General features: G+C 55.0%; 16 protein-coding genes. 2 read left to right on the plus strand and 14 right to left on the minus strand.

What is annotated here, in order from left to right; translation table 11 throughout:
- Window positions 1-73 precede the first annotated feature (73 nt).
- Together SH678x_RS09630 and SH678x_RS09635 are read right to left on the minus strand one after the other, a co-directional pair.
- The gene (locus tag SH678x_RS09630) at window positions 74-454 is read right to left on the minus strand and encodes a hypothetical protein (RefSeq protein WP_496922690.1); all 381 of its coding nucleotides are present in this window, start codon (window positions 452-454) and stop codon (window positions 74-76) included.
- 63 nt (window positions 455-517) lie between these two features.
- On the minus strand, window positions 518-1,624 hold the full coding sequence (locus SH678x_RS09635) for a DUF1559 family PulG-like putative transporter (protein WP_496922691.1): 1,107 nt from the start codon (window positions 1,622-1,624) through the stop codon (window positions 518-520).
- A gap of 167 nt (window positions 1,625-1,791) precedes the next feature.
- On the opposite strand from SH678x_RS09635, the gene SH678x_RS09640 reads away from it, so the two are divergent.
- Window positions 1,792-1,935, plus strand: coding sequence for a hypothetical protein (locus SH678x_RS09640; RefSeq protein ID WP_496922692.1), 144 nt, complete (start codon window positions 1,792-1,794; stop codon window positions 1,933-1,935).
- 135 nt (window positions 1,936-2,070) lie between these two features.
- Here the strand turns inward: SH678x_RS09640 and SH678x_RS09645 are convergent, their stop codons facing one another.
- From SH678x_RS09645 to SH678x_RS09660, 4 genes are all read right to left on the minus strand, one after another.
- Complete coding sequence (locus SH678x_RS09645) at window positions 2,071-3,555, minus strand: PEP-CTERM sorting domain-containing protein (protein WP_496922693.1); 1,485 nt, start codon at window positions 3,553-3,555, stop codon at window positions 2,071-2,073.
- A 458-nt stretch (window positions 3,556-4,013) separates the two neighbouring features.
- Window positions 4,014-5,108, minus strand: coding sequence for a DUF1559 family PulG-like putative transporter (locus SH678x_RS09650; RefSeq protein ID WP_496922694.1), 1,095 nt, complete (start codon window positions 5,106-5,108; stop codon window positions 4,014-4,016).
- A 449-nt stretch (window positions 5,109-5,557) separates the two neighbouring features.
- Window positions 5,558-8,476 (minus strand): golvesin C-terminal-like domain-containing protein, encoded by a 2,919-nt coding sequence (locus tag SH678x_RS09655; RefSeq protein WP_496922695.1) that lies wholly within the window; start codon window positions 8,474-8,476, stop codon window positions 5,558-5,560.
- A 27-nt stretch (window positions 8,477-8,503) separates the two neighbouring features.
- The gene (locus tag SH678x_RS09660) at window positions 8,504-11,875 is read right to left on the minus strand and encodes a golvesin C-terminal-like domain-containing protein (protein ID WP_496922696.1); all 3,372 of its coding nucleotides are present in this window, start codon (window positions 11,873-11,875) and stop codon (window positions 8,504-8,506) included.
- Between the two features lie 256 nt (window positions 11,876-12,131).
- Here SH678x_RS09660 and ggt point away from each other — a divergent pair, with 256 nt between their 5' ends.
- Window positions 12,132-13,850: a gamma-glutamyltransferase gene (gene ggt / locus SH678x_RS09665; RefSeq protein ID WP_496922697.1), complete on the plus strand. Its 1,719-nt coding sequence runs from the start codon at window positions 12,132-12,134 to the stop codon at window positions 13,848-13,850.
- Here ggt and SH678x_RS09670 read toward each other — a convergent pair whose 3' ends face one another.
- The 8 genes from SH678x_RS09670 to SH678x_RS09705 all read right to left on the minus strand — a co-directional run bounded on the left by SH678x_RS09670 (window position 13,851) and on the right by SH678x_RS09705 (window position 25,623).
- Window positions 13,851-15,107, minus strand: coding sequence for a dipeptidase (locus SH678x_RS09670; RefSeq protein ID WP_496922698.1), 1,257 nt, complete (start codon window positions 15,105-15,107; stop codon window positions 13,851-13,853).
- Complete coding sequence (locus SH678x_RS09675; RefSeq protein ID WP_496922699.1) at window positions 15,104-17,143, minus strand: serine hydrolase; 2,040 nt, start codon at window positions 17,141-17,143, stop codon at window positions 15,104-15,106. Before SH678x_RS09675 ends, SH678x_RS09670 begins: the two co-directional genes overlap by 4 nt.
- Before the next feature lie 35 nt (window positions 17,144-17,178).
- Window positions 17,179-18,192, minus strand: a complete 1,014-nt coding sequence (locus SH678x_RS09680) for a dipeptide epimerase (RefSeq protein ID WP_496922700.1) — start codon at window positions 18,190-18,192, stop codon at window positions 17,179-17,181.
- Window positions 18,193-18,271: 79 nt separating this feature from the next.
- Complete coding sequence (locus tag SH678x_RS09685) at window positions 18,272-19,351, minus strand: N-acetyltransferase DgcN family protein (protein WP_496922701.1); 1,080 nt, start codon at window positions 19,349-19,351, stop codon at window positions 18,272-18,274.
- Window positions 19,352-19,537: 186 nt separating this feature from the next.
- On the minus strand, window positions 19,538-21,106 hold the full coding sequence (locus SH678x_RS09690) for a glycoside hydrolase family 3 protein (RefSeq protein ID WP_496922702.1): 1,569 nt from the start codon (window positions 21,104-21,106) through the stop codon (window positions 19,538-19,540).
- Window positions 21,103-23,004: an MFS transporter gene (locus SH678x_RS09695; protein WP_496922703.1), complete on the minus strand. Its 1,902-nt coding sequence runs from the start codon at window positions 23,002-23,004 to the stop codon at window positions 21,103-21,105. The genes SH678x_RS09690 and SH678x_RS09695 overlap by 4 nt, the downstream gene beginning before the upstream one ends.
- Complete coding sequence (locus tag SH678x_RS09700; RefSeq protein ID WP_496922704.1) at window positions 22,982-24,610, minus strand: glycoside hydrolase family 10-like protein; 1,629 nt, start codon at window positions 24,608-24,610, stop codon at window positions 22,982-22,984. The genes SH678x_RS09695 and SH678x_RS09700 overlap by 23 nt, the downstream gene beginning before the upstream one ends.
- Window positions 24,607-25,623 (minus strand): DUF1559 family PulG-like putative transporter, encoded by a 1,017-nt coding sequence (locus tag SH678x_RS09705; protein ID WP_496922705.1) that lies wholly within the window; start codon window positions 25,621-25,623, stop codon window positions 24,607-24,609. The genes SH678x_RS09700 and SH678x_RS09705 overlap by 4 nt, the downstream gene beginning before the upstream one ends.
- Window positions 25,624-25,770 lie beyond the last annotated feature (147 nt).

Consider the following 25,770-nt stretch of genomic DNA (forward strand, 5'->3'; position numbering starts at 1 on the left):
CGGCAAAAACGCCACAAAATCGAGCGCAAAAGATTCTCTTTCCTGCGCAGATTCAGCAAAAAGCCGGTATGTTCTAGCCTTCCTTGCCCAGCATCGTGCCAAGGCCTCCCAGAATCACAAAGGCGATCCCCGTCCAGCGGAGGTACTTGGACGAAGTTTGCGGCGATTCCTTGATCCCCTGGAACTCCTTGTTAAGGTCTTCCAGCCGCTGCTTCTTCTCGCGGTACTCGGCAATGATCTCGGCCGGATTGCCCGTTTTGACAGAATTGGGGTTCTGTTCAGCAGCAGACGCCTTGAACATTAAACCATGCACTTCCTGGTTTAATTCTGAGAGCTCTTTAGCCCGCTCGGGTGTCCATTGATTCGTGGCGGGGAAGATGAGACCCCAAACGAAGCTTAAGGCCACGAGGAAGATACCCAGGGAGACACCAGCGATTGGCAAGGCTTCTTTCATCAGCGATTTCAAATACCAGGTTTGCGAATAGTAGGCGAACGGCAACTATGGAAAACTATTTAACTATTGTTGGGGGACAACGTTTCCATCGCTGATATGAATCATGAGGCCCAAGATGGTTGCGTCGATATCCTCATTCAAAAAAAACACGCTGCCATCGACGTGTGTCGCGTTCACTCCACTGGGATGGAGACTCCGCGCAGCAGCTGTATGTGAATTTGTGTTTAAGCATGGCATGCCTTGCAATTGAGAGTCGAGATTGGTTTGACTGCCAGCCGTGCAATCTCGTACATCATCCTGATAGTTTGTCGCGTTGGGAGGAAGTGCTCCGAGGACGACGTTAGGATCAGGATCATAAGGAACGTTTTGATTACCGGCCTGATCGCCAATATTTCCGCCACCAGAAATTGTGGGTCCTCGGCCATGCATATCAAGCCCCAAGACACTTGTGCCTGGCCAAGCCAAGGCCCATGCCCCTCTTTGATCTTCGATATCTTCGCGAGTTCGTACCTCTGTGAGCATAATCACATTGGACGTACCATCAGTAATTACGTTCAAAGGCTGGGGCTTTTGTATTAATGCACCCTGCCAGACCAACGAACTCGTGATGTGCTCTGGGCATGAGTAGGCTGCGTAATTGCCTTTGGCAAACTTCCTGTTTTGAGCAAAACTCGACGATTCATAGAAGCGATTTTGAGCTGAGTCGCTGGGACAGAGCAGTACGGCAGGCTGCTGGGACTCAGGAAATGTTGTGGTGTTTTGAGTAAAAACTGTTTCTGTTGGACCGAACTCGAATTGATCGTAGAGCGACTGCAATTCCATGTAGGGAAGTGTGTACACGATCCAGCTGAACTGATTGCCTGTATACATATTCAATCCAAAAGGTACACCCCCTCGGCCACCCGAGTTGCTGTATTGCATGTTGCTCGAGGGTGGTAGCTCTTTCTTGGCGCTCTCATAGTTGGCGACCGCGAGAGCGAGATTGTGCAGTTGGCTTTGACATTGCGCGCGGCGTGCCGCTTCGCGTGCCGCTTGAATCGCGGGTAATAACAACGCGACAAGCACGCCGATAATGGCGATCACCACCAACAATTCGACAAGCGTAAAGGCCGCTCTTTGGCGAGCAGGCAGGCGGCGCAGGGATGGACCGCGAGAAACGGAAAGATACATACCGCATGATTCCTATGAATGATTGGGAGTTTGCCTCTCTCCGTCTGTTATTCTACTGGAGAAGATGAAACAGCAAAGAGCTTTTGCCTTGTAGGCGGTACTAAAAGAGCGCAGAAGTTTCGCGCTTGTGCGAAAGGTGCAAGTCGTCAGTAGTGGGTTGTCAGTTGATGAACGTATCTGCACCTTCCTCACAACTGACCACGAACAACACATCAACTGACTTCGTGAAACGCAGCGACCCCGGGTCCGACGGTGGCTCACCCCAAGTGAGCCAACCGCCGTTTCCGGGGCCGACTGAGCAAGATCGCTAACACGCCGCGTAGGCTTCCAGCAGAATTAGCAACCTCAACAAACAAGGACGATAAAGAGAGGCTAGAGGCTGGAAGCTAGAGGCAAGTAAATCTCACGACTAACTTCCAACGACTAACGACTCATAGATTTAACGATTAGCCCTGACGGCGAACCAACAGACCGCAGCCGGCGACACCCAACAGGAGGATCACCGACGTAGGTTCGGGGACGGCCGTCACAGCCGACAAAGCACCGCCGTTGTAAGCGGCTTGCCAATCTGCCAGAGCAGTGGCATCAAAGGCCGGAGATGTTTCGCCACGCTGCCAAGCGAGGAAATCGCGGCCCGTGACTTCGCCGTCACCGTTGAGGTCTCCAGAAACGACCGCACCTGGCAAGTAACCACCGGCTGCCAAGTAGGCCAGCATATCGGGGACATCCCCCGCATCGGCGACCTCGAATTCGAGGTTGTCGTAGATCACGAAGTTACCACCGTCGGGGCTGGTCGCGACCGATCCACCGAACAGATCCCAGAAACCCAAGGTGCCTGTTCCAGCAAAGCTCACGTTGGCCAGGTTGGGGGTATTACCAGCCTCGGGGGTGAACTGCTGAACGGGAACGCCATCAATCACATAGGTGAACGTACCATCAACCCAGTAAACTTCGTGGGTCGACCATTTGTTGTAAACAACACCACCGGTTAAGGCATCGTTGTCGCGAATGAAGGCAGGATCAGCGGGAATGCCCGTGCCACCCGTAAAGTGAGTTGGACCGGTCGTTTTGCCGAATTCTTCGAAGAAGAAGCTGCGATCCACACCCGAACCATCGGCCAAGAAGCCTCCTGGATTGTTCTTGTCGGGGCTGAAGAACAGCGAATCCCCACGGAAGATATTCAGATCGTTAGCTGGGCTGGTGTCAGTATCAACGAGTTCAAAGCCTTCAGGAATCCAAGCCTTGTTGATTTCTTGCGAAGCCAAGCCGGTGTCGACGCCATCGTCGGCATCGTAGGTTTGACCTGCTACGGTCGCGAGACCGACTCGGTCGCGATAGAGCGCACCACCCACTACAGGCACATAATCTTCGGCACCGCCCGAATCAGCAGTCATTGCCAAGCGGATGCCCTGGCCAGTGAGACCGCCACCCGGATTGTTGGCGACTTGCATTTGGACCGTGGTGTTGGTTTGGTTTACGCCTAGGAAAGCATAGTTGGTGGTACCAACCAACGAAACATTACCTGCACCGTCGTCGATGCCGGTACCCGTGCTGTGGAAGACGTCCACACGCATCACGTAGTCTTCGTTCCCGGTGCCGTTGCCGACGTTCACATTGGCGAGGGTCGGTGAAATCGAAGAAAAGGAGAGTGCGGTTTGGGCGGGTAGCACGTTGTTGGCGGAAAGGAAAACACCCGTGCCACCACCGCGCGGGGCGGCAGGAATGGTGACTTCGAGGAAGCCATCGCCGTATACGTCGAAATTACTGTAATCGAAGTTGAAGCGGATGTCTTGGTTGCCAACGCCACTCGTGGTGTAGTCTGTGGAGATGAAATCGTCGTCGCTCCAAATGATCTGGCCAAAGGCAAGCGACGGTAATGCCAGCAGTGTGGCACACGTCAAGGTTGCAAGGAGTCGTGGTCGGAACTGCATGTGTGGTCTCCCCTTTCAATGATGTTTGAATCGGTTAGCTCTTACTCAGAAGTAGTTGGAAAGCAATGCGAAAAAAAGAAGTGCCAGTGAGAAGGAACGAGTGATGTAAAGACATCACTCAGCGCCTTTTGCCTCCCTCTGACAAAAAAACCTCAGATGGCCAAGTTAAACTGCCACCCGCTGAGCCACCTACAGGTGTTAGGATAACAAACGGGGTGAAGACAATCAACAAAATTGGTGACAAATGGCCGCAAAAATCGGGAGAATCGAAGAATTGCCGGTTGCCTTTTCTTTGCGGATGCATAGCGCGCAAAGGGGTTGCCGAGCGAAGCCTTCAATCGTTTTGCGCACGTGCCGAGCGCGTTTGCGCAACAAACTGTTTGATTGAGAGAGAGAAGCTCGCCTCGACCAATTTTTACATTGAGTTCAGAGGCGATGCAGTGCGATCGGTGATGGCGCTAAAACTGGCTGTGGTCAACAACAAAGCCGTCCTCACGATTGCCCAGCCGATCAAAAAGTAGTGCGTCGATGTCGTAGTTAATTGCGTGGACCGACCCGTCGGCGAAGACACTGTTGAAGCCACTCGGATGGGCAGCGCCGAATTCAACAACGTCGGCGTTTTCACCGTACAAAGTATCGTTTGTCGTGCCATTGAGCGTGTCCATCATTGGCTGCCAGCAAGTCGAACGCATCGTATCCGGATCCCACCCATCGGACCAGCCACGATCATCAGAATCGCTGCCCCCGATATACCAATCGGGCCGTACGAATTTCTCGCCAATCATCATGGTGTTACTTGTGCCGTCCGAGATCTGGGCAAAACCAATTGTCGGAGTCACATTCGTCGCCGGCTGGTGAGCAATACCGCCTCTGCCACCGACTGAACCGACTTGTCTATGCGGTGTGCGAACAATAACGCCCAGATAGATTTCGTCGTCAGGAACACTTGTAATACAAGTGCTGGTAGCACAGCCAAAGAACCGCTCTCTGCGAACGGTCTGACTATCGGCCACTCCTCCGCGAGTGCTAGCCGAGATTGAAATAGGGACATAAGCGTTGGTCTGTGTGTAATTTTCGTAGCCACAGGGCATAGCGCCGACATAATCAGAAAGCGCAACCATTTCGCCTGCTTCTTCCGCGCGGGTTGGAGCTCGTCGAGATGGGCATACATAGACGGGTACGACAATCTCTTTAAGTTGATCAGTATTTCGAATCGAATAGGTCGTACCTTGTTCAAGATAATTGAGGATCTGGTAACCCCAACTAAGCCCTTGCTTGTCTGGACCCAAGGGAACGCCATTGACCATATAGTTTTGTACTTCAGGATAGATATTGGTGCCTCCGGTTGGGAACACCTTTTTGGCATCTGTAAAGTTTAAGATCGCCAGGCCGATTTGCTTAAGCTGGTTGTTGCATTCCGTGCGGCGGGCGGCTTCGCGTGCTGCTTGAATTGCCGGCAACAACAGCGCAACAAGCACGCCAATGATGGCGATCACCACCAACAACTCGACCAGAGTAAACGCTTTCAATCGCTTCGATGCTAGAAATGGCATACTTGGAACTCTTCTGGCTATCGGGACCTCAGACGAACCGGAGCAATGGCGTATTGAAGGCGCAGACCGCGCAAAAATTGGCCGAGAAAGTCGTTGCGAACCCAGAGCGCAAGAACTAAGAGTCTGGACCGCACGTAAGAGCGCTTCACAATCACCACAGTCTCGTCTGCTTAAAGAAACAGCAACCGGCCGCTACGGAAGCTCAAACGGAACAACACTGCCTGTATTATGCGCAAGTGTTTGCAAAAACTGCAACAAGAAGTGGTGAAATGTTTCGCGCGTTTGCGCAAGAGAGCCTGTCCTCTGCGCAATTGAGTGAACGGCCATGTCTCGAGTTCTTTAACCATGAATGGAACGATTAAAGAATGCTTAACCGCTCATGTGCGCTAATCGGCGCTTATCAATTGTTCATGAGCGAATAATAGCGTAAATGAGTGGTTCACTGTTCGTTAATTGAACAAATCACCCAACTCATCAAACGCTAAGTCAAATTCGGCATCAAGTGTTGAGCCATCGTTTGCACTCGGTTCCGTTTCCACCAAGGCGAAGCTCGGTGTAGCGTGAGCGGTGAGAATGGCAAAGTTTGTGGAAACTACGCCCTCTCCCGCCGCGAGAACTTCGTCGAAAACTTCTTCGCGATTGGTGCTGAGATTGTCGTGAGGCGCATTCAACGCGAACGAAGCGGCGGCGCTCGTTGCGTCCACAAAATCAGATTCCGATTCCAACGAAGCTGATGCCAGTTCGCTTTCCGCGGTGAACGCGCTCACGGCGAGTAGGGGCCCTGGCGTCGCATATTGATCCTGCCAAATGCCAAGATCGAGACCATCGACGAGGCCGTCGCCGTTGGCATCGCCGTCGGCGAGTGTCGGGTTGGCCACTCCGGCACCACGTTGCCACGCCAAAAAGTCGCGTCCATCGACGTCGCCATCCTGGTCGAAGTCGCCCGTGGGTTCTTGGCTGGCCACGCCAAAGAATTCGAGAATGCGATCCATGACCGCGGCTCGATTCGCGGCCGTGGTGATCGTTTCGAACGGGAACGCCAAATTGACCACCTTGGTCGCCCCGCCGTCGTACTGAATAGCCGCCCCGCCGCCCGTTCCGCCGACGTAACTCAATGCGGTGGTCGATCCATTCGAGGGATTAATGCGATCGGGGAAATTGACGTCGTAAAACTGCGAGCCGTTATCAAACGAAAAGCTCAGCCCCGCGAAGATCGAGCCGACGGCCCCCTGCACGTTGTAAGTTGCTGAGTCGTCGGAGACATAATCGGCGCGTAGCGAACTGTTGTAGAAAGTGCGGTCCGCGGCCGTCGGACCACTGGGGCGGTCCAAATCCCAACCGATTTCCGAGCCGGAAACCAGCATTTTCCCGCCACCGGCCAGATAGCTGGCAACCAAAGTTTGTTCCGTGGCGTTGAACGTTTCGTCGGCGGTCGATTCTTCGCCGGAGATCCACATCACGATGTCGTAATCGGCGAGATCAATTAATCCCGAGACGATGGCATCATTCTCTACGGTGTCGATGTTGTAATTCGTTTCCGCGAGCGCCTCGCCATACTGAATGACGTAGTCGAACGTATTGTTGTAGCGCGGCCGCACGCGATCGACCAAGTCCAGACCGTCGGGGTCTCCCGAAAATGGATCGGGATAGCGCTCATTTTGCGTGCGGTCGTTGCGATCAAAGCCATTCACGACCAGAATTTTGGGAGCAAGTGCCGAGATCGACCGTGCTGCAACAACGTCGCTGCGAGGCGACTCGCCGCCGCTGTTAACAGCCACCACCTCGAAGTAGTAGTTCTGGTCGCCGAGACTGGCGGCATCGAAGGTGTAGGAGCCCGCCCCACCTCCGGCGACTTCCACATAGCCGGCGTAGCCGTAACCGTCGTTGGAAACATAAACACGATACGACGTGGCTATACCACCCTTCACGCCAGTCGGGCCCGCAGCCCAAGCGACCGTGACATCGCCATCTGACTCGGTGACGGCACGGACGTTCAGTGGTGCGGCTGGTTGGCTCGTTGTATCGGCCAGCCCACCAAAATTGGCGAAATACTCGATCGTTGCTTCGTAAGTCGATCGACCAATCTGCTCGCGGACTTTGGGGTCGTTCAGCAAGTTAGCATCTTCCACGCTATCGTGGAAAGCGACTTCGATGATGGTCATGTCCATTTCCGCGCCGGGACCGCCATCGATTTCGCCAAACGAACTAGTATAAGTATGGGTCGTGCGATTACTCCAATTATGTTCATATTGGCCATTGAGGGCCTGCATGTCCTGGTTGATCTGACGACCCGTATAGAGTGCCAGGGCGGATTGGTTGGGAGTTGCGGCAGATGCATTGGTATTGATCAATCCCACCGCACCGCGACCGCCGCCCGCATTGGAATGAAATCCGATATAGACCGAGGTACCAAAGGCATTTGTGTCGGAATTCATGTGCTCCGCCATCAGATGGGGAGCGGAGATATTACTCGTTCCCACCACGGAAGCTGGGCTGTAACCTTGGCCGACCGCGCGCCATACCCAAAACAGGGAAGATTCGTCCTCGCGTGGAGAGCCCGACGTGGTGCCGCTGGCATGTCCCACGCCGTTGGGACCGTCTTTCAAATCTCCCATGCCGTTACCAAAGCGAATCGTATCGGCAATGACGACAGAACCACCAGCGGTCGATTGATTGCTAATGACCACGCTGCCGCTTGTGCCTTCGTCAAAGTGGTAGGTTCCTAAATAAACCCAACCTTTGCCCACTTTGCGATGATCGACACGAATCTCGGTAACGCCGCCATCACTATCGTGGATTCTATAGAGTTGGTCCGTACGATTGGTGGAATCAGCAACCCAGGTGTAGATCGGATAATAACCGGCCTCGGGAATGTCAGGGGTATATGTTGCTGTCGCGGTTTCGCTAGCGTTGATGGAAGAAAATCGATAAGAAACCGTGTCCGCTACCGCACCGTAGTCTTCATCATAGTAGATACTTGCAGAGCTGTTCGACCAAGCCCCCGCGAACGTCACTCCCGCTGAGTCATTATCCAAAACAACTTCATTGATTTGATGCCCAATCGGGCGCATGGGAGCTACGGTGGCGCCAGCCCGCAGCAAATACTCCGCATAAAAATACAATTGATCTTGATTGCCGAAGGCTTCGTTCACTTCGGTGCTCTGATATTCTTCACGGCCTGCGTAAAAGCCGATGGTGCTATTTACCCACTCCAGGCCATGGCCGCCCGAGGTATAAACAATCTTGCCGTCGAGCGCACCGGCCGGCATGGCCGTGAAATCAATCAAGTCTTCAGCTGCCAGTGCCAGCCGAGGTTCAAGAGACTCGAACTTAAGAGCCTTTAATGCGGATTTGTTTTTTTGCGGCATAGGATAATCTCAATAACTTGTTCAAGCTCACTTCGACAACGAATCGCCAAGTTGAGTGTACACTTCGTCGAATTCCAACCAATCGGTCGATTCGTCCGACTCGCTGGAAGTGTCGGACAAAAGCTCCGGATACTCTAATGAAGTCGACGTCAGAGATTCACTCGTTGGTTGGTCCGCCGCCAATAATTCCAGTGTAATAAGTTCCGTGAGTAGGTCGCTGGATTGCTTTTCTGAAGTGGCTGCCGCGGGAAAAATGAAGGGGGGTATGACATCCAAGGATGACGAGCCATCAAATTCTTGATCCACGCTCGAGACAGTCACAGTCTCTGCATCCGAAGCTGTGAATGACGCGACAATAGCTGAAACTGGGGCGCTTCCATACTGATTCTGCCACACTTCGAGATCGACACTGTCGACTAAACCGTCGCCGTTGGCATCGCCATCGGCGAGAGTCGGATTAGGCACACCCGCGCCTCGCTGCCAAGCCAGGAAGTCACGGCCATCGACGTCACCATCCTGGTCGAAGTCGCCCGTGGTTTCGGCTGTGGGAAGCGGGATGAACACGCGCACGGCATCCGCGATTACGACCGAACCCCCAGAGCTTGCTCCGGCATCGATGGTGATCGAGTGATTGCCTAGCGTGAAATCAAATGTGCCGAGCGATACCCAAGTCAGATCATTAAGCTTTTGATTGATGACCACTTGCTCAACGCCGTTGCCTGTGTCGATTTGGTAGACGGTGGATGATGCCCGATTGGTTGCGGCGCGGTATTGAACAAAAACTTCGCCTTCACCTGCAAAAGGCGAATAGAAATTCCAGGTCGCCGTGGCGTTACTGCCCGCTTGAATAAACTTGAAGGTCGAACCGTTGTAGCCAGGGCTAGGCGAAGTCGTCCAAGGGCTCGTCTCGGTATAAGTAGGGGCCCCGAAGTCGTTATCGATGATGACCTCGAAGTCGGAGAGTTCCGCGCCCACGGCAAAGAAATCGAGCACGCGGGCCATCACTTGGCCACGAAGCGCTTCGCTCGTGATCGTTTCAAACGGGAACGCCAGCATGACAACGCGAGGGCCGCTTTCGCCACCATCGTATTGAATGCCAGCCGTCGTGCCAGTCGAGTAGTTGAGAGCAGAAGTCGCTCCCGCTGACGGCGAAATCACATCGGGATGATCCACGTCGTAGAGATTCGAGCCGCTATCGAATGAAAAACTCAGACCATCGAAGATCGATCCCGAGGCACCCGTGACGTTGTAGGAATTCGCATCATCCGTCAGGTACTGGGCCCTCAATTGGTCATTGAGGAACGAAGCCTCGTTGCGCAGATCCCAGGCAATCTCGGAACCCGAAACCATGAGTCGCCCGCCTTGGTTGAGGTAGTTGGTCACCAAGGTTTGTTCAACAGAACTGAATGTCTCATCAACTGTGGATTCTTCGCCGGAGAACCAAATCACGATGTCATAGTTTGAAAGGTTGACCGCGCCGGAAATAATCGATTCGTTTTGGGCCGTGTCGATGCTGGCGTCTGCCGCGGCAAGCGCTTCGCCATATTGGATCACATAGTCGTAGCTGTTGTTGTAACGCGTGCGTACACGGTCGGTGAGATTTGGAGGGCTGAAAGGATAACGTTCGTTTTGTTGCCGGCTATTGCGGTCGAAACCGTCAACGATCAAGATTTTTTGTCCCGTACCGTCTTGCTTGCTGGCGGCGGTGACGGCGCTGCGGGGGGATTCGCCGCCACTATTCACGGCGACGACTTTGAAATAGTAGGTTTCATCATCAAGATCTGCCGCATTAAATGTGTAGGACCCCGCGCCACCGCCGGCGACTTCCACATAGCCAGCAAATCCATAGCCATCGTTGGACGCATAAATACGATAGGACGTGGGAGTTCCGCCTTGTACGCCGATGACGCCTGGCGTCCACGAGACGGTGATATTTCCTTCAGGATCGGTGATCGCTCGCACGCCAACCGGCGATGACGGAACACTCGTCGTGTCGGCAAGCCCCCCAAAATTCGCGAAATACTCAACCGTTGCTTCATAGGTCGAGCGCGCGAGCTGCTCGCGCACTTTGGGATCTCGCATCAATTCGGCATCTTCGGGGTTGTCGTGGAAGCCGACCTCGATGATCGTCATATCCATTTCCGCGCCCGGGCCACCGTCGATTTCGCCAAAGCCGCTCGAGAGAGTGTGATTGGTGCGAGTGCCCCAATTGTGCTCGAATTGGCCGTTCAGGGCTTGCATGTCCTGGTTGATCTGTCGACCGGTGTAGAGGGCGAGAGCTAATTGATTCGGAGTCGCCTCAGAAGGACTGGAATTTGCGAGGCCAATTGCGCCGCGTGCCATTTGAAATTCCGAGGCATTCGAGTGAAAGCCGATATAGACCGAACTTCCAAATGGGTTCGTGTCGGCATTCATGTGTTCGGCCATCAGGTGCGGAGCGGAAACATTACTGGTCCCCACGACTGAAGCGGGATTATTGCCCTGTCCCATGCCGCGCCAAACCCACAACAGCGACGATTCATCTTCGCGTGGTTGCCCCGAGATGGTCCCGCTTGAATGCCCCACGCCGTTGGGGCCACTCTTGAGATCGCCCATGCCGTTGCCAAAGCGAATTGCGTCGGCAACGACAACCGAGCCACCGTCGGTAGATTGGTTACTAATAACCACACTGCCACTGGTGCCTTCGTCGAAGTGGTAGGTCCCCAGGTAAACCCAACCCTTGCCGACCATGCGATGGTCGACACGAATTTCGGTCACGCCGCCACCACTGTCATGAATTGTGTACAACTGGTTGGTACGGTTATTGGAATCGGCGACCCAGGTATAAACTGGATAGAAACCTTCTTCGGGGATATCAGGCGTGTAGGTCGCGGTGGCTGTTTCCGTGGCGCTGATCGATGCGAAGCGGTAGGAAACGGTGTCGGCAACAGTGCCGTAATCTTCGTCGTAATAAACGCTGGCCGTACTGTCGCTCCAAGAACCGGAGAACGTCACTCCCACGGAGTCATTGTCCAAAACGACCTCGTTGAATTGATGGCCGACGGGTCTCATTGGAACGACCGTTGCCCCGGCGCGCAACATGTAATCGGCATAGAAAGTCATCTGGTCTTGGTTGCCGAAGGCCTCTGCGATTTCATTCACGTCGCTGCGATTGGTCGTCCAGCCACCGCTCAGATATTCCCAGCCATGTCCCGCCGACGTGTAGACAATCTTCCCAGTGAGCGAACCCGCGGGCATTGCGGTGAAATCGATCAAATTTTCCGCGGCGAGCGCCAGCCGCGGTTCCAGTGGTTCGTAACGGAGACTCTTGGTGTGATTCGATTTACTAAACGAAGAACCGAGCGCATGAGACTTGGTTTGGCCCCGTGAACGCTTGGGAAAAAATCTAAAAAAATTCATCGATGAATTTGCCGCCAAACTAAGAATGCCATTTCACAAAGAAGCCGTCTGCACAGCAGTCGCAAAAGAAGTCGAGAGACGGTATCTGGTTCCGGGAGAATATCCGTTTATTATAGTCGGCAGAGCGCGTGGTGAAAGCGATTTGCTGACACTGCGCAATCTAAACAGGCTGCTGCGCAAATGGGTGGTACCCGCAATTCTCCTGTCCGTGTTGCTCGAAACCGCACGAAGACTTTGTCATTTGGGAAGGTCCAATATGCTTGCTGAGACGTATTACAAAATCGCAGGATTCGGATTGCTTGGTTTGATAATGTGTGCCACGGTCACGGAACAACTCTGGGGTGAAGACCGCTGCGTCGTGGCCTCAGTGAACCCTTTGGCCACACAAGCCGGCTTGAACGCCTACGCTTCCGGTGGCAACGCACTTGATGCTGCCGTAGCCACGGCACTCACCTTGGGAGTTGTCGACAATCACAACTCGGGCCTTGGTGGCGGATGTTTCATTCTGGTTCGCAAACCGGACGGAACGATCCTGGCGATTGATGGCCGCGAGAAAGCTCCCTCCGCAGCAAGTCGCGATATGTATCTTCGCGACGGCAAAGCTGATCCTGATTTGAGCACGACTGGTGCACTCGCTGTGGCGGTGCCAGGAGCTTTCGCCGCGTATTCTCATGCCATTGAGCAGAGCGGCGATAAAGCGATGGCCGACCTGTTGCTGCCCGCGGCACGCATTGCCGATTGCGGTTTCCGCCTTGATTCCGTCTATGCCGCGAAACTCAAAGCAATGGCCAAAGTACTCGCTCACTTTCCCGGCAGCCGTGAAGCCCTGCTCAAACCGAATTGCTGCCCCTACACCGAATGCGAAATTTTGCGTCAGCCGGATCTCGCGCGTTCCTATCGCCAGATGGCAGAACATGGGACCGCGTGGTTTTATCGGGGCGAGTTCGCCGAAAAAGTGGGTAAGTGGATGGCCGAGAATGGTGGCATTCTCACCGCGGCGGATTTTGCCGCGTATGAACCGATCGAGCGCGAACCATTGATCACCACATATCGCGACTGGACAATTATCGGCTTCCCCCCGCCAAGTTCGGGTGGAATTCATGTTGCTCAAATTCTCAACATTCTCGAACCCTTTGACGTGGCTGGGGAGTTCGAACGGGATCCCGTGCGGGGAACGCACTTGATGGTGGAAGCGATGAAACTCGCTTTCGCGGATCGAGCCTACTGGCTTGGCGATTCCGATTTCGTCGACGTGCCGCGCGGATTGGTCGATAAGGAGTATGCCAAGTCGCTGGCCGAGCGGATTGATCTCACAAAGGCGAGCGCTGTTCCTTCGCACAACAATCCCCCGAAACATCAGGATGAGGTCTTCGGCAAACACACCACTCACATCACGAGCGTTGACAGCGAAGGCTATTGGGTCGCCATCACCGCGACCGTGAACACGGCATTCGGCTCGAAAGTGATCGTGCCGGGGACGGGCATTGTTCTCAACGACGAGATGGACGATTTTTCTAGTCAGCCAGGTGTTCCCAACGCCTTTGGGCTTGTGGGAGCCGAGAATAATGCGGTTGAACCAGGCAAACGGCCGCTCTCCAGCATGAGTCCCACGATTGTGTTGGACGCCAAGGGCAAGCCTGTTTTAACCGTCGGTGCGGCCGGTGGGCCGAAAATTATCACACAGGTGTTGTTGGCGTTGGTGGGTATGTTGGACCTTGAGAAGGATTTAAAGACTGCAATCGCGACGCCCCGGTTTCATCATCAATGGCAACCTGACAGCGTGCTGCTCGAAGAAACCGCGCCTCAGGAAATTCAAGACGGCCTCAAGAAACTGGGGCACAAACTCGAGATGATCGATAAAAGCGGCGTGGCCCAAGGGATCACAAGGACCGCCGACGGCACGTTGGTCGGCGTGAACGACCCCCGTATTCCCGGTCGCGCGGCAAGTGTGGTACGGCCAGCAAAAAGCCAGTGATCAGTCAGGCTTGGACTCGGGGGCCGCGGGCTGTTCCGCGGCTTCTTCTACTTTTTTCATCACGCGTAGCAGATTCTCGCCGAGGATTTTCTTGATGTCGCTCTCGCTATAGCCCCGATTCAAGAGGGCTTGAGTGATATAGGGATAGCAAGAAACATCTTCGAGTTGCGTGGGCAACACGGATACACCATCGTAATCCGAGCCGATGCCTACGTGATCGATTCCCGCAACCTTGACGAGGTGGTCGATATGGTCGATGAGATCGTGGATCGTGCCGCGAGTCATCGAACCGCTCGGTTCCATCTTGCGGAGTTCGGCTTGAATTTCCTCGGGGTCTTTCATCGTGGCTTTCAGTTCGCGTTCGCGTTTGAGCCGCGCAAGATAACGATCCGACGCCGAGGGGACGACAAACCCTGAAAAGAAATTGACCATCACAACGCCGTCGTTGTCCTTAACCAATTCCAGCACATCATCCGGAACATTGCGTGGGCTGTCGGCGATGGCTTTGGCGGATGAGTGCGAAAAAATGACTGGTGCCTTCGTGATCCGCAGCACGTGCTTCATCGTGTCGGGCGAAACATGTGAGATGTCGACCATCATGCCCAGTCGATTCATCTCGGCGATCACGTCTTCGCCGAACGGCGTAAGCCCGCCATGCTTGGCTTCGTCAGTCCCCGAGTCGGCCCAATCAATCGTATCGGCATGGGTGAGCGTCATGTACCGCGCCCCAAGCTTAAAAAGCTGTCGCAACACGTTGAGCGAATTCTCGATGCAATGCCCCCCTTCAACGCCAATCAGCGAAGCAATTTTCCCTTCATCGTGGATGCGGCGAATATCGTCGGAGGTTAAGGCCAGCTCAAATGTTTCAGGATAGCGCTTGAGCATCGCATGGACCAAGTCGATCTGTTCGAGCGTGGAAGTCAACGCCGTGCCGTCATAAGCCGTCGCCGAGGGAACCCAGACCGACCAGAACTGCGCGCCCATCCCCCCTTTTCGCAAACGCGGGATATCGGTTTGCAGCGTTGCTTGGGGCTTGGAGATATCCAGCTTCTCAAATGTGCTGCTCCCTTGTTTGCGAATCTCCCACGGCATGTCGTTGTGGCCATCGATGAGAATCGCGCTGCGATGAATGCGTTCTGCTTCGGGGGTCAGTACCACCGGCGAGCGATCGATCGTGGTTTCGTCGGCAAAACCCATGCTATTCATGATTGCCAAGCTCGCGATGCATGCTAAAAACTGACAGACGAATTTGCTCATGGTACCGATCCCAACTTGTCGTTGTTTGCTGTGTCAGCGAGTTGTTGCCAGGCCCAGCGGTAAAGATTCCGCGAATCAATATAGCGACCATCCGACGATGGGGCACCTAGCACCACAATGATCAGCGATTTGTCGCCTCGCGTGGCTTGAGACACCAAGCACGCGCCCGCGGCCGTGGTTGTGCCGGTCTTGATGCCGTCGTAACCTTCGGTCCCCAGCAAGCGATTGGTGTTCTTCCAGAACAGATTACGCTTATAACCTTCGGCCCCCGTCACGGTGCAGCCATGCTGCGGTGTCGAAACATACTCACGAAACAAGGGCTTCTGCATCGCGGCATGGGACAGCTTCAGCAAATCAGCTGCGCTTGATTGATGCCCTTCCTCTGGCAAACCGTTGGGATTGCAGAAATTGCTCTTATGCATTTTCAATTGCTTGGCCGCGTCGTTCATCGCCACGATAAAGCAATCGTAAGCGTCAGCATCTTCGCCTTCTGATTTGGCAAGTCGCTTGCCAAAATGTTCGGCCAATGCCACCGACGCATCATTGCCCGAGGGGAGCATCAAGCCATACAGCAATTCGCGTACGGGAATCTTTTCGCCGGCACGAACTCCTGCCGTGGAACCTCCTGTTTTGTCGGCACGCTCGGAAAACTCCACAACTTCGTCGAGCACCTCGGGATGCTTTTCTGCGAGCATCGTCACGACGTAGGCGGTCATGATTTTGGTCGTGCTGGCGATATCGCGTTTCTCGTCGTCGTGCAGTCCCCACAGCAATTCGCCCGTCTTGCCGTCGCCGATGGCCCAGGCCGCACAGGTCGTGGCGGGGGGAGCAGTAAGATCTTCGGCAGGCGCCTTCTTGATTTTTTCAGCGTTCACAACCGACGGATCGGGAGCTTCTTCTTCCGCGACCAAGGGGCCGAGGGCTTCCCAAGTTTTGGCATCCACTTCGCCCGTTTCAGCGAGTTTGTTCACCTTTTGAAAGGCTTTGACTGCCTGTTCAGTTTGAGGACCGAAATCGCCGTCGACGCCGATGCCGGGCGAAGGTTTGAGCCGGGCGTTGAGAGTCCGCTGCAATGATTCCACCAGCATCCCTGCGGAACCGGATTTCAACACCGAGGGATCGGATTTGGCGACGGTCTTTCCCTGATTGAAATAATCATAGGCCGCCTTAGCGACTTTCGAGCAAAGCATGTCCGCCGCGTTGGCGTTGCCATCGGCACGGTCTTCGATGTTGTTGGTGAGCACACAAACCGCGAATGGCCCCGTCGGTCCCGTGATAATTCCGGCATCGCAACGCGAAGCCGACACCGTGCCCGTTTTGTGTGCCACGACCGTCCCCGCGGGGAGCAGTCGCGGCATTTTCAGTTTGTCATCGCAAGCAATCAAGTGAGTCGTCATCTGCTTGCTGGCCGACTCGCTTACCAGTTTGTTGGTCTGCAACAATTCGAGCAGCTTGATCATGTCCGCCGCGGTAGTGCTTCCCAGGCCGTATTTCACACTCCGGTCCGGGGCAATCGACGTATCGCGGCGATAGACCTTGGAATTCAACAACGTGTCGTCACAGCCCAGCGACTTCATCAGTTTGTTCGTGGTCTCCAACCCAATCGCATCGATCACCAGATTGGTCGCTGTGTTGTCGGAGTAGGCGATCATCAATTGAATCGCATCCCGCAACGGCATTTTCACGCCATCGGAGAAATGCGAAGTGAGAATCCCCGAGCCAGGAACCTTGTCCTCTTCTTGGAGCGTAACTTCTTGATCGAGCGAAAGTTCGTTCTTGTCCACAAGATCATAGGCCGCGACCATGATGGGGAACTTGATCAAGCTGGCCGTGGGGAACGGTTCGTCTGCTTGGTAGGCAAACGTCTCGCCGGTTTTGAGATTTTTGACCATGACCGCGGCATCGCCGGCGAAATCGTCGATGAGTGGCTGAATCTGCTCAGCCAGCTCGTCGGCTGCTTGAACTTTGATTGCCCCCGTGAAAGAGCCAATGACAAGAAAGAACAAAACGATGCGAGACAAAATTGTTGATTTCATGTCAGTTCAGCAAGAAGTTGTGATCATGCGGCCGGTCAGTCGAGCAAAGTGACCCCATGACCGGGCGCATCGGGATAATGGCATTCGCCGCGAATGACTTCCACTCCTTTGGCAATGTCCTTGGCCAACAGGGCCGCGCCATCCATGTCGACGTAATCCAAGAGCGGCAGCAATTGGCCAATGGCCGAGATACCGACGCTCGATTCGGTCATGCAGCCGACCATGACTTTGAGATTTAACTCGCGCGCCTCGGCGATCATTCGCCGAGCAGGGGTCAGGCCGCCGCATTTGACCAGTTTGATGTTGATGCCGTGGAAATTGCCTGCGCAGGCAGCGACGTCGTCCTCAGTGATGCAACTTTCATCGGCAATGATCGGTAGCGCCGATTCCTGGAACACGCGCGGGTATTCTTTGTCGCCGGCCGGGAGGGGCTGCTCGATGAACTCCACGTTCAATGATTTGAGTTCATGCGACAGCGCAATCGCCTTATCGGCATACCAACCACAGTTGGCATCGACCCGAAACACGGCGTTGGTGTGCTTGCGCAACTCATGCACGATTTCCATGTCGTTGGGCGTGCCGAGCTTGATCTTGTAAATGGGCCAATCCGGCATTTCCTTCAGCTTGGCCACCATCACTTCGATTGTGTCGATGCCGATCGTAAAATTCGACATCGGAATGTGATCGGTCGTCAGGCCCCACAATTCGTAGACGGGCTTGCCTTGTTGCTTGCCCCACAAGTCGTAGGCAGCCTGATCGAGCGCACAGAGCGCGAACGGGCAATCTTTGAGTTGCGGTGCGACCGCTTCCCACAACTTGGGCGGATCAAGGTCCGTCTGGGATTCAACAATTGAGCGGACGCGTTCCAGCCCGGCCCGCATGTTTTCGAGCGTCATGCCGTAATAGGCATTGGTCGTGGCTTCGCCGAAGCCGCGATGCGTGCCGTCGGTCAGTTCAACAACGAGCGTCGGTTGAACGGAAGTCGACTCGCGAGAAATGGTGAACGTGTGTCGGAGGGGCAAATCAAAAGCGTGCGTCAGCAGTTTCACGGCTCATTCCGAAGTCTGCAAAGGTGGGGGCGTCAAGGCTGCCGGAAAGCAATCCCACTTACCGGTTTTCATCTTACAATCATGCACCAACGGTCGTGGGGATCAGTTGTTGAACGGCTTGCACCAACTCGTCGGTGCCGTGGCGAATCACATCGCAAACGGGCAGGCCAAACTCGGCTCGCAGCTTTTCGCGTTCGCGTTCGGTCTCTTCCTCGGTCGACTTACGGGAATTCATGGCGATGCCGATCACCTTCGAGGGGACCATCAGGTTGGCCATTGTTTCGTAAACTTTGATCAACTGCTCGATCGGCTTGAGCTGGATGTAGTCCATGCCGTAGACATTCTTACGGCCGACTTCGTAGCAAAAAACCATGCCATGGGGCATGCAGCCGTGCAGCAAGCCAAGCGTCACGCCCGAATATCGCGGATGCGACAAGCTCCCCTGCCCTTCGATGAAGAGCACGTCGTTATGCTGATGCTCGACGATCATCTTTTCCACGGCGCCGCTGACAAAGTCAGAGACGACGCAATCGATGGGCGAGCCGTCTCCTTCGACCATGATGCCTGTTTGGCCGGTGGCGATGAATTTGGCCTTCGTGCCTTGGGCTTTCATGGCGTTGCAAAGTTCCAACGCGACCAACATTTTGCCGACGCTGCAATCTTGGCCAACCGTGTGAATCCGCAAACATTCCTCGCGGATGTTTTTGCGATGGGCGACGTCGCGTTCATTGTTCTTGCGAACGTCGATGATTTGCACACCCTTCTCCGCGGCCGCTTTGGAGAACTCGGGATCGTTGCTCACGAATTCATGGAGCCCCGATACGATATCCATACCGCGATTGATCGCGGCGAGAATCACGGAGCGCCACGCCGGTGGGATGCGGCCGCCCGAGGGTGCAATGCCAAGCATCAGAGCATTGGCTTGCGGTGCGTCTTCGAGTGTGCCGACAATCGGAATCGAGCCACCCACGCCCAACAATTCTTGCGCGGTCTTGCCGACTTGAGTCGTATCCAACAACGCGACCACTTGCTCGGGACGGTAGCGGACCACGCAGGTGGCCGTCTTGCCGGTGACCGGTTCGGTATGACCCTCGGTCAGAATAATCAGGCGGCGGCCTGACAAAGAATGTTGAGAACCGTTGTTGGAAAACTCAGTCATGACTTCTCAATCTTTCATCCCCCGAGAGGGTCGTACAAAGAACTACAGAATTATTTGGTGGTTGCCGCCTGCTGCCAGTATGAAGTTTAATAGCTGTGCGCAACGGCGAGAAGTGATCCACGGCCGTTTACCTCACCATTTCGCGCAAGGTGTTATTCCGAACGCGCATGTCCTGTCGCACTAGCGTCACTGACCACTCAGAAATTCCGCTAGCGCTGCTTGAGAAACAAACACGTCGCTGTACACGCAGACTCGCTCGGCGGCGTCTGTATAGTTTTCGAGCGCAACTGGCGAACCCAGCGACACGAGAAGACAGTCGCGTTGGGCGGTCAATTCACGCACGTATTGATCCTGCTCGGCGAGCAAACCGAAGCGATACCACGCGGCCGGTTTGACCACCATGGCGATCACCACTTGCTGAGCTGCCGATGCTTTTTCCAAAGCTTGGGCGTAGTCGTCGGCAGTCGCTTGCGGGCCGAGTTCTTGGTATTCGCACTTGGAAAACCGCTCCGCCAGAAAACCACGCAGCGGCAATTCCGCCGGGTCGAGATGCGACTGATGGGGCCGCAGCATCGCAACGAACAGCGAACGATCCGTGGCCAGCGGAGTGAGTTGCTTATTTTGATCGAGGGCATGAATTGATTGCCGAGCAACCGATTTTGCGAGCTTCTCGCCCTGATCGAGAATTTGTGCGAGTGCTTTGCCCGACAAGACTGTTTCGTTGCGTCCGAAAATACTTTGCTTGAGTGCGAGTACTCGCGCACAAGCTTCGTCGACACGTGCCATCGGTAAACGCCCATCAGCGACCGCTTTTTCCAGTGCTGCGAGGACAACGCCGGGGTCGATGACGTCGAGTTGCAAATCCACGCCGGAGAGCAGCGTGTGCAGGACCAGATCCCCTTCGTTGTCGAAGCGTGCCTTGACCCCTTCCATGAGCAAGCTGTCGCTCACGACGGCACCTTGAAACTTCAATTCGCCGCGCAACAAATCGGTGAGGATCGGTTTCGACAACGTCGCGGGATTGCCCGAGTCATCCCAACCGGGATAACTGACGTGTGCCGTCATCAACAGAGGAATCTCGGCAGCAATGGCTGCACGGAACGGAACAAGTTCGCAGGCGGCCAGCTCGTCGCGATTGCCATGCACCGTGGGGAGCGCGTGGTGGGAATCTTCATGCGTATTACCGTGACCGGGAAAATGTTTGGCCGACACGAGAATACCACCCGCATGGGCTCCACGAGCAAAGGCGGTCACAAGCTCCGCGACGCGCTCGGGATCGTTGCCAAACGCGCGGGTGGCGATGATCGGGTTTTGCGGGTCGATATTCACATCGGCCACGGGCGAAAAATTCATGTGAATGCCATGAGCGCGAGCGGCAATACCTGTGAGGCGGGCAAACTCATGTACTTTCTGTGGTGCGTCGTCACCTAAGGCATCGAATGCCATCGCATGGGGAAACAGCGTGTAACCGCGAATTTGCTGACCCACGCCCCGCTCGATATCGGCACCAATCAACAGCGGGTACTGCGATGCGGCTTGCAGTTTCTCCAGCGTGGCCGGTGTGTGCTCGCGCTGACCGTTGAAGAGCAATAAGCCACCCAGTGGATATTCCGCGAGCAACCTGAGCACGCGATCAGCGTCTTCTTCGACCGTCCGCACCGGTGGCAGGTTCGAGCCAATCCGCACGTATAGCAATTGAGCGAGTTTCTCGCGCAGCGAAAGTTGTTCGAGCGTCATGGAAAAAGCGGCGCTCACTGGTCACCTCCAACGGTTTCAGGCTCGTCATGTTTTCGGCCAAACTCGGAATCCACCTCGACGAGCAGCGCCACGATGATACTAGGAATCGCGCAGATCATAATCCACACAAAGAAATGTTGATAGCCAATGAGTTCTTCGAGCCAACCACTCCACATGCCGGGGATCATCATGCCCAGCGCCATCGCGCCAGTACAGAGGGCATAGTGGACCGTTTCGTGTTCTCCGCGTGAGACATATATGCAGTACAGCAAATAGGCCGTAAAGCCAAAGCCGTAGCCAAATTGCTCGATACCCACGGCGGCGGTAATGGTCCACAGACTTTCGGGCTGAGCATAGGCCAGAAACAGGAACGCGAAATTCGGCAAATGAATGATCAGCGCCATCGGGATCAGCCAACGCCGCAAGCCGTCACGCGCGGCAACGAAACCACCAATGATGCCCCCGAGCGTGAGCATAATCACACCGACCGTGCCGTATACAAAACCGACTTCGCCCGTCGTGAGGGCCAACCCACCCGCTTCCCGGGCATCCAAGAGAAACGGCGTTGCGAGTTTGACCAGCTGGGCTTCCGGCAAGCGGTAAAGTAATAGAAACGCCAGAATGATCAGAATCCGTGGCTTCCGAAAGAAATCGAGAAATGGCACGAGAAAGCCAGTGAGCGAGCCTTGCCCAGGATCGCTGATACCTGCTACATCAGTTGCCGGATGAGGCAAAGCAAAGGCGTGGTACGCACAGAACATCAGAAAAACGGCCGCAATAAAAAAGAACGTTGCCGACCAAGCGAACGCCAGATTTCCGGAACGAATTTCAAACGCGGCTTGCGAGGGTTGATCGAGCTTTTTGTCGACTTGCACAATCGCGGCAAAGGGCTGCTTCCAATTTTCGTCGGTAACTTCGAAGCGTTCCCCTTCGATAACTTGGAAGCTGGCGTCGCCGCGTGAGAGTCCAAACTGAACAACTTGCGTTTCATCGGCAGGAACTGCCTTGGCCAGCCGCATCCAGACAATTGCCAAATCGCCCACGCGATCGTCGGTCGTCGCGGCTGTGGTTTGCGTGGGACCAAACCAATGGCGGATTGCGTTTTCCAAACCAACCAGCCAACCGGCATCCGCTTGAGCGGCAGAAGCCGTGATTTGTTCCGATGCTGCGTAGAAATCGTGTTCAACGTTCCAGTCGCGCACCTGCTTGATAATTTCTTGAGCAGTGGCCGAACTTTGGCCGCCAACACTTAGATCCAATTGATTGTTGGCGACAACGATTTTTTGTTCAGCCGCATCGCTCACTCCAGGCAGCGCTGCGGAATCAAACACGACGGCTTGTGGAGCACCCTGCACCGCGCGCACATCAACGGCAACATTCGGTAACCCCGTGGCGGTTTCTAATGCTCCGGCCAGCATGACCAACAAACCTTGCCCCGCGATCATCGCCATCCGGTAGGCTGTGCTGCGAATACCGACAAACCACGCTTGCTGATGGCTGGTCATCGCGAGCAGATAAAAACCGTCGGCGGCGATGTCGTGCGTGGCGGAACTCACAGCCACGATGGCGAGTGCCGCCAACGTGTAGCGAACAAAGTCATCAGCACTGATCGCCAGCGCCGCGCATGCTAACCCGGCTCCGATGAGCAGTTGCATCACGACGACCCACTTGCGTCGTGTCCCGAGTTTTTGAACGAGCGGGCTCCACAGCGGCTTGATCGCGTAAGGCAGGTAGAGCCAACTCGTATAAAGGGCGATTTCTTTGTTGCCGACCCCCAGTCGCTTGAACATGATGACCGCCACGGTCATCACGACGACATAAGGAATCCCCTGGGCAAAATAGAGACTCGGAACCCAACGCCAAGGGCCCCTACGCGAAGCGGCGACTTCAGAATCATTCACGTTCGTCGCGTCCATTGAGGTCAATCTGCTTAGTGGGGCTTTCTCGGCCGATGCGATCCACCGCCGAAACGGCAATCACCGCGGGAGCCTGACCTTTGGGGAGGAAATCCAAAACGAATTCCTCATCGGCTCCGGGGACTACGTCGAGATGCCAATCGTCGCCGTGTTTGGTCTTCACAACCCAGAGCCAAGGCTGTTTGTCTTTGTTGGCTTCACGTTTGACCACCCACTGTCGGCCCGATTTTTTAACTTTGACTTCGGGAGTTTCGGGCTTGGCCTGATCGGGGGTCGCCATCCATGGGCTTTCCGGCACCAGGGCCGGCTCGCGATACGGACCCTCGATCAACGCATCGGCGATGCCACCGGCGTTCTTCGTGAGCGCCTTCATACTGAAATGCACGTTGCCGGTTGCACCCTGCTGGGCACGGGTGGCCCAGATCTGGGCGATCAATTCATCCGGAGCCCAGGTTTGATTATCAGCATTGAGCATTCGCGACGTGTAATTGCCCGGCCAGAGATGACGCTTGGCGGTATTCTGTTCGGTCCACCACCAAAGCAATGCTGGATAGGCCTGTTGAGGCGGGCCGATTTTCCAATAAAGCTGCGGCGTGAAATAATCGCACCAGCCTTCTTTGAACCACTTTTCGGTGTCGGCATACAGCGATTCGTACTGATCGAAGCCTTTGATTTGCGGCGGCTTACCCGGTCGGCCGATGCCAAACGGACTGATGCCGAACTTCACCCACGGCTTGATCTTTTTCACGTCGTCGTGAATCTGTTTGACCAAACGGTTGATGTTGTCCCGCCGCCAGTCGTTGCGCTCCAGCTTGTTGCCCGCGGCTTGAGCTTTCTCCCAACTCGGATCATCGGGAAACGGCAGAACCTCTGTCTTTTCGTCCTTATCTTCTTTGTTTTTTTTGGGCTTATTAACCGGATAGGGATAGAAGTAGTCGTCCATGTGAACGCCATCGATGTCGTAGCGCTCGACGACGTCGCGAATCACGGCCATCGTGTGCTCAAAGGCCTCGGGCTCGCCCGGATCCATCCAGTGATAATCGCCATATTGTTTGACGATCTCAGGATGGGTCTTGCTGACATGATTGTCTGAGGCGGGAGTTTTGGTACCCGTGTGCCGCGTGCGATAGGGATTGAACCAGACATGCAGTTCGATGCCGCGCTTGTGGGCCTCTTCCACGGCGAACTCCAGCGGATCGTAATAGGGACTCGGAGCTTTCCCCATTTCGCCGGTCAAGAATTCCGACCAAGGTTCCAGCTTCGATTCATAAAGTGCATCGCAACTGGGCCGCACTTGCAGGATGATCGCATTAAGGTTCATCCGCACCGCGTCGTCGAGGAGCGCAATCATCTCCGCTTGTTGGTCGGCCGTGCTGAGGCCCGGCTTCGATGGCCAATCGATATTGGCAACCGTCGCCACCCAGGCCGCACGGAACTCCCGTCGTAAGGGGGGAGCTTCGTCGGAGTTTTTCTCAGTCTCGCTCCAGCACAAACTGCAACTCAACATGAGCTGCAAAACAACGGATGCCCCTACGAACCACGAAGACCAGCGGGAGACCCGCCCCACAACATTACGCACTTGATACTGCCCCCACGAATTGGTCATTGAGTGACAACCTCCCCACCATCGCGTGAGGCTTGTGAAATATAAACTTGAGCGTCTACTTCTTCAGACACAAAGTCAACGCTGCCGTCGGCCTTGCTGAAGTTAGCGCCACCGGGATGCATGCTCCCGAACGAAAGATTGTTGAACGGCACGATCTTGCGATCGGCGGCAACGTCGCCGGGACGATCTTCGGGCTCATGCCCTTTGTAATAGCCAACGGTTTCAAGATTGGCGTTGATCGGCTGCGTGGCATCGATGTTCTTGAGTCCACTCATGCAGTAGCCCGAAGCAGGACCCTGAGGAGGCTGCGGTTGTGAACCGGCCTGCAAAAAAGCTCCCGCGGTCCAAGCACGTAGTTGATACCATCGTTCACCTGCGAGGAACGTGTTGCTCAAGCCGTCTTGTATTTGTTTGAGAGCCACGCGGCTGCCGGGGAAGAACAAGCCATCGAAGTTTACCACGCCGCACAATCCCGAATCGTCTCCAACAAATCCATCCGCGGCATTGCGGCTGGCGGCTGATCCCGAGATGCCCGCGTAGCTCGAACTCGCGAGATGCGTGCCGTTGCGATTGTCAACAACTTCGTCATCGCTAGGGCAGATATACGGTGAGATCCGATTCTCGTTCACATTCTGTAAATCGTAAATGTTCTGCGGCTCCTTCGACGGATCGACTTTGCGGAAGGCTTCCACCTGACGCACGATCTCCGCACGCAGGTTTTCGTTCTCTAGATACGAGAGCAAGTTCACGTGCCAACTGAAACCGTTGCGACCGCTCACTTTGTTGATGGTCGAACCCGGCGGCAGGACCTTGTGGGCGGACTCGAAGTTCAAACTGGCCAACGTCACGTTCTTGAGATTATTCTCGCAGCTCATCCGGCGAGCGGATTCCCGCGCGGCTTGCACGGCGCTCAGGAGCAGGGCCACAAGCAGTCCAATAATCGTGATCACAACCAGCAGCTCCACCAAAGTAAAAGCCCGAGCTGCTCCTTGGCGAGTCGTAGAACATCGCATCGTATGCGTACATCATGGGGTGAATGAATTCACTTCGACAACAGGCCATTGTAAGTGAATCGCCGGCCTAGACCAACCGCGATGAGGAGTTCGGTTCTCAGGGTTGCGCAGGTAGCTATCGTTTTTGCGAATGCTTGGTGGTTACCG

The organism is Bythopirellula superficialaquae (assembly GCF_059632245.1).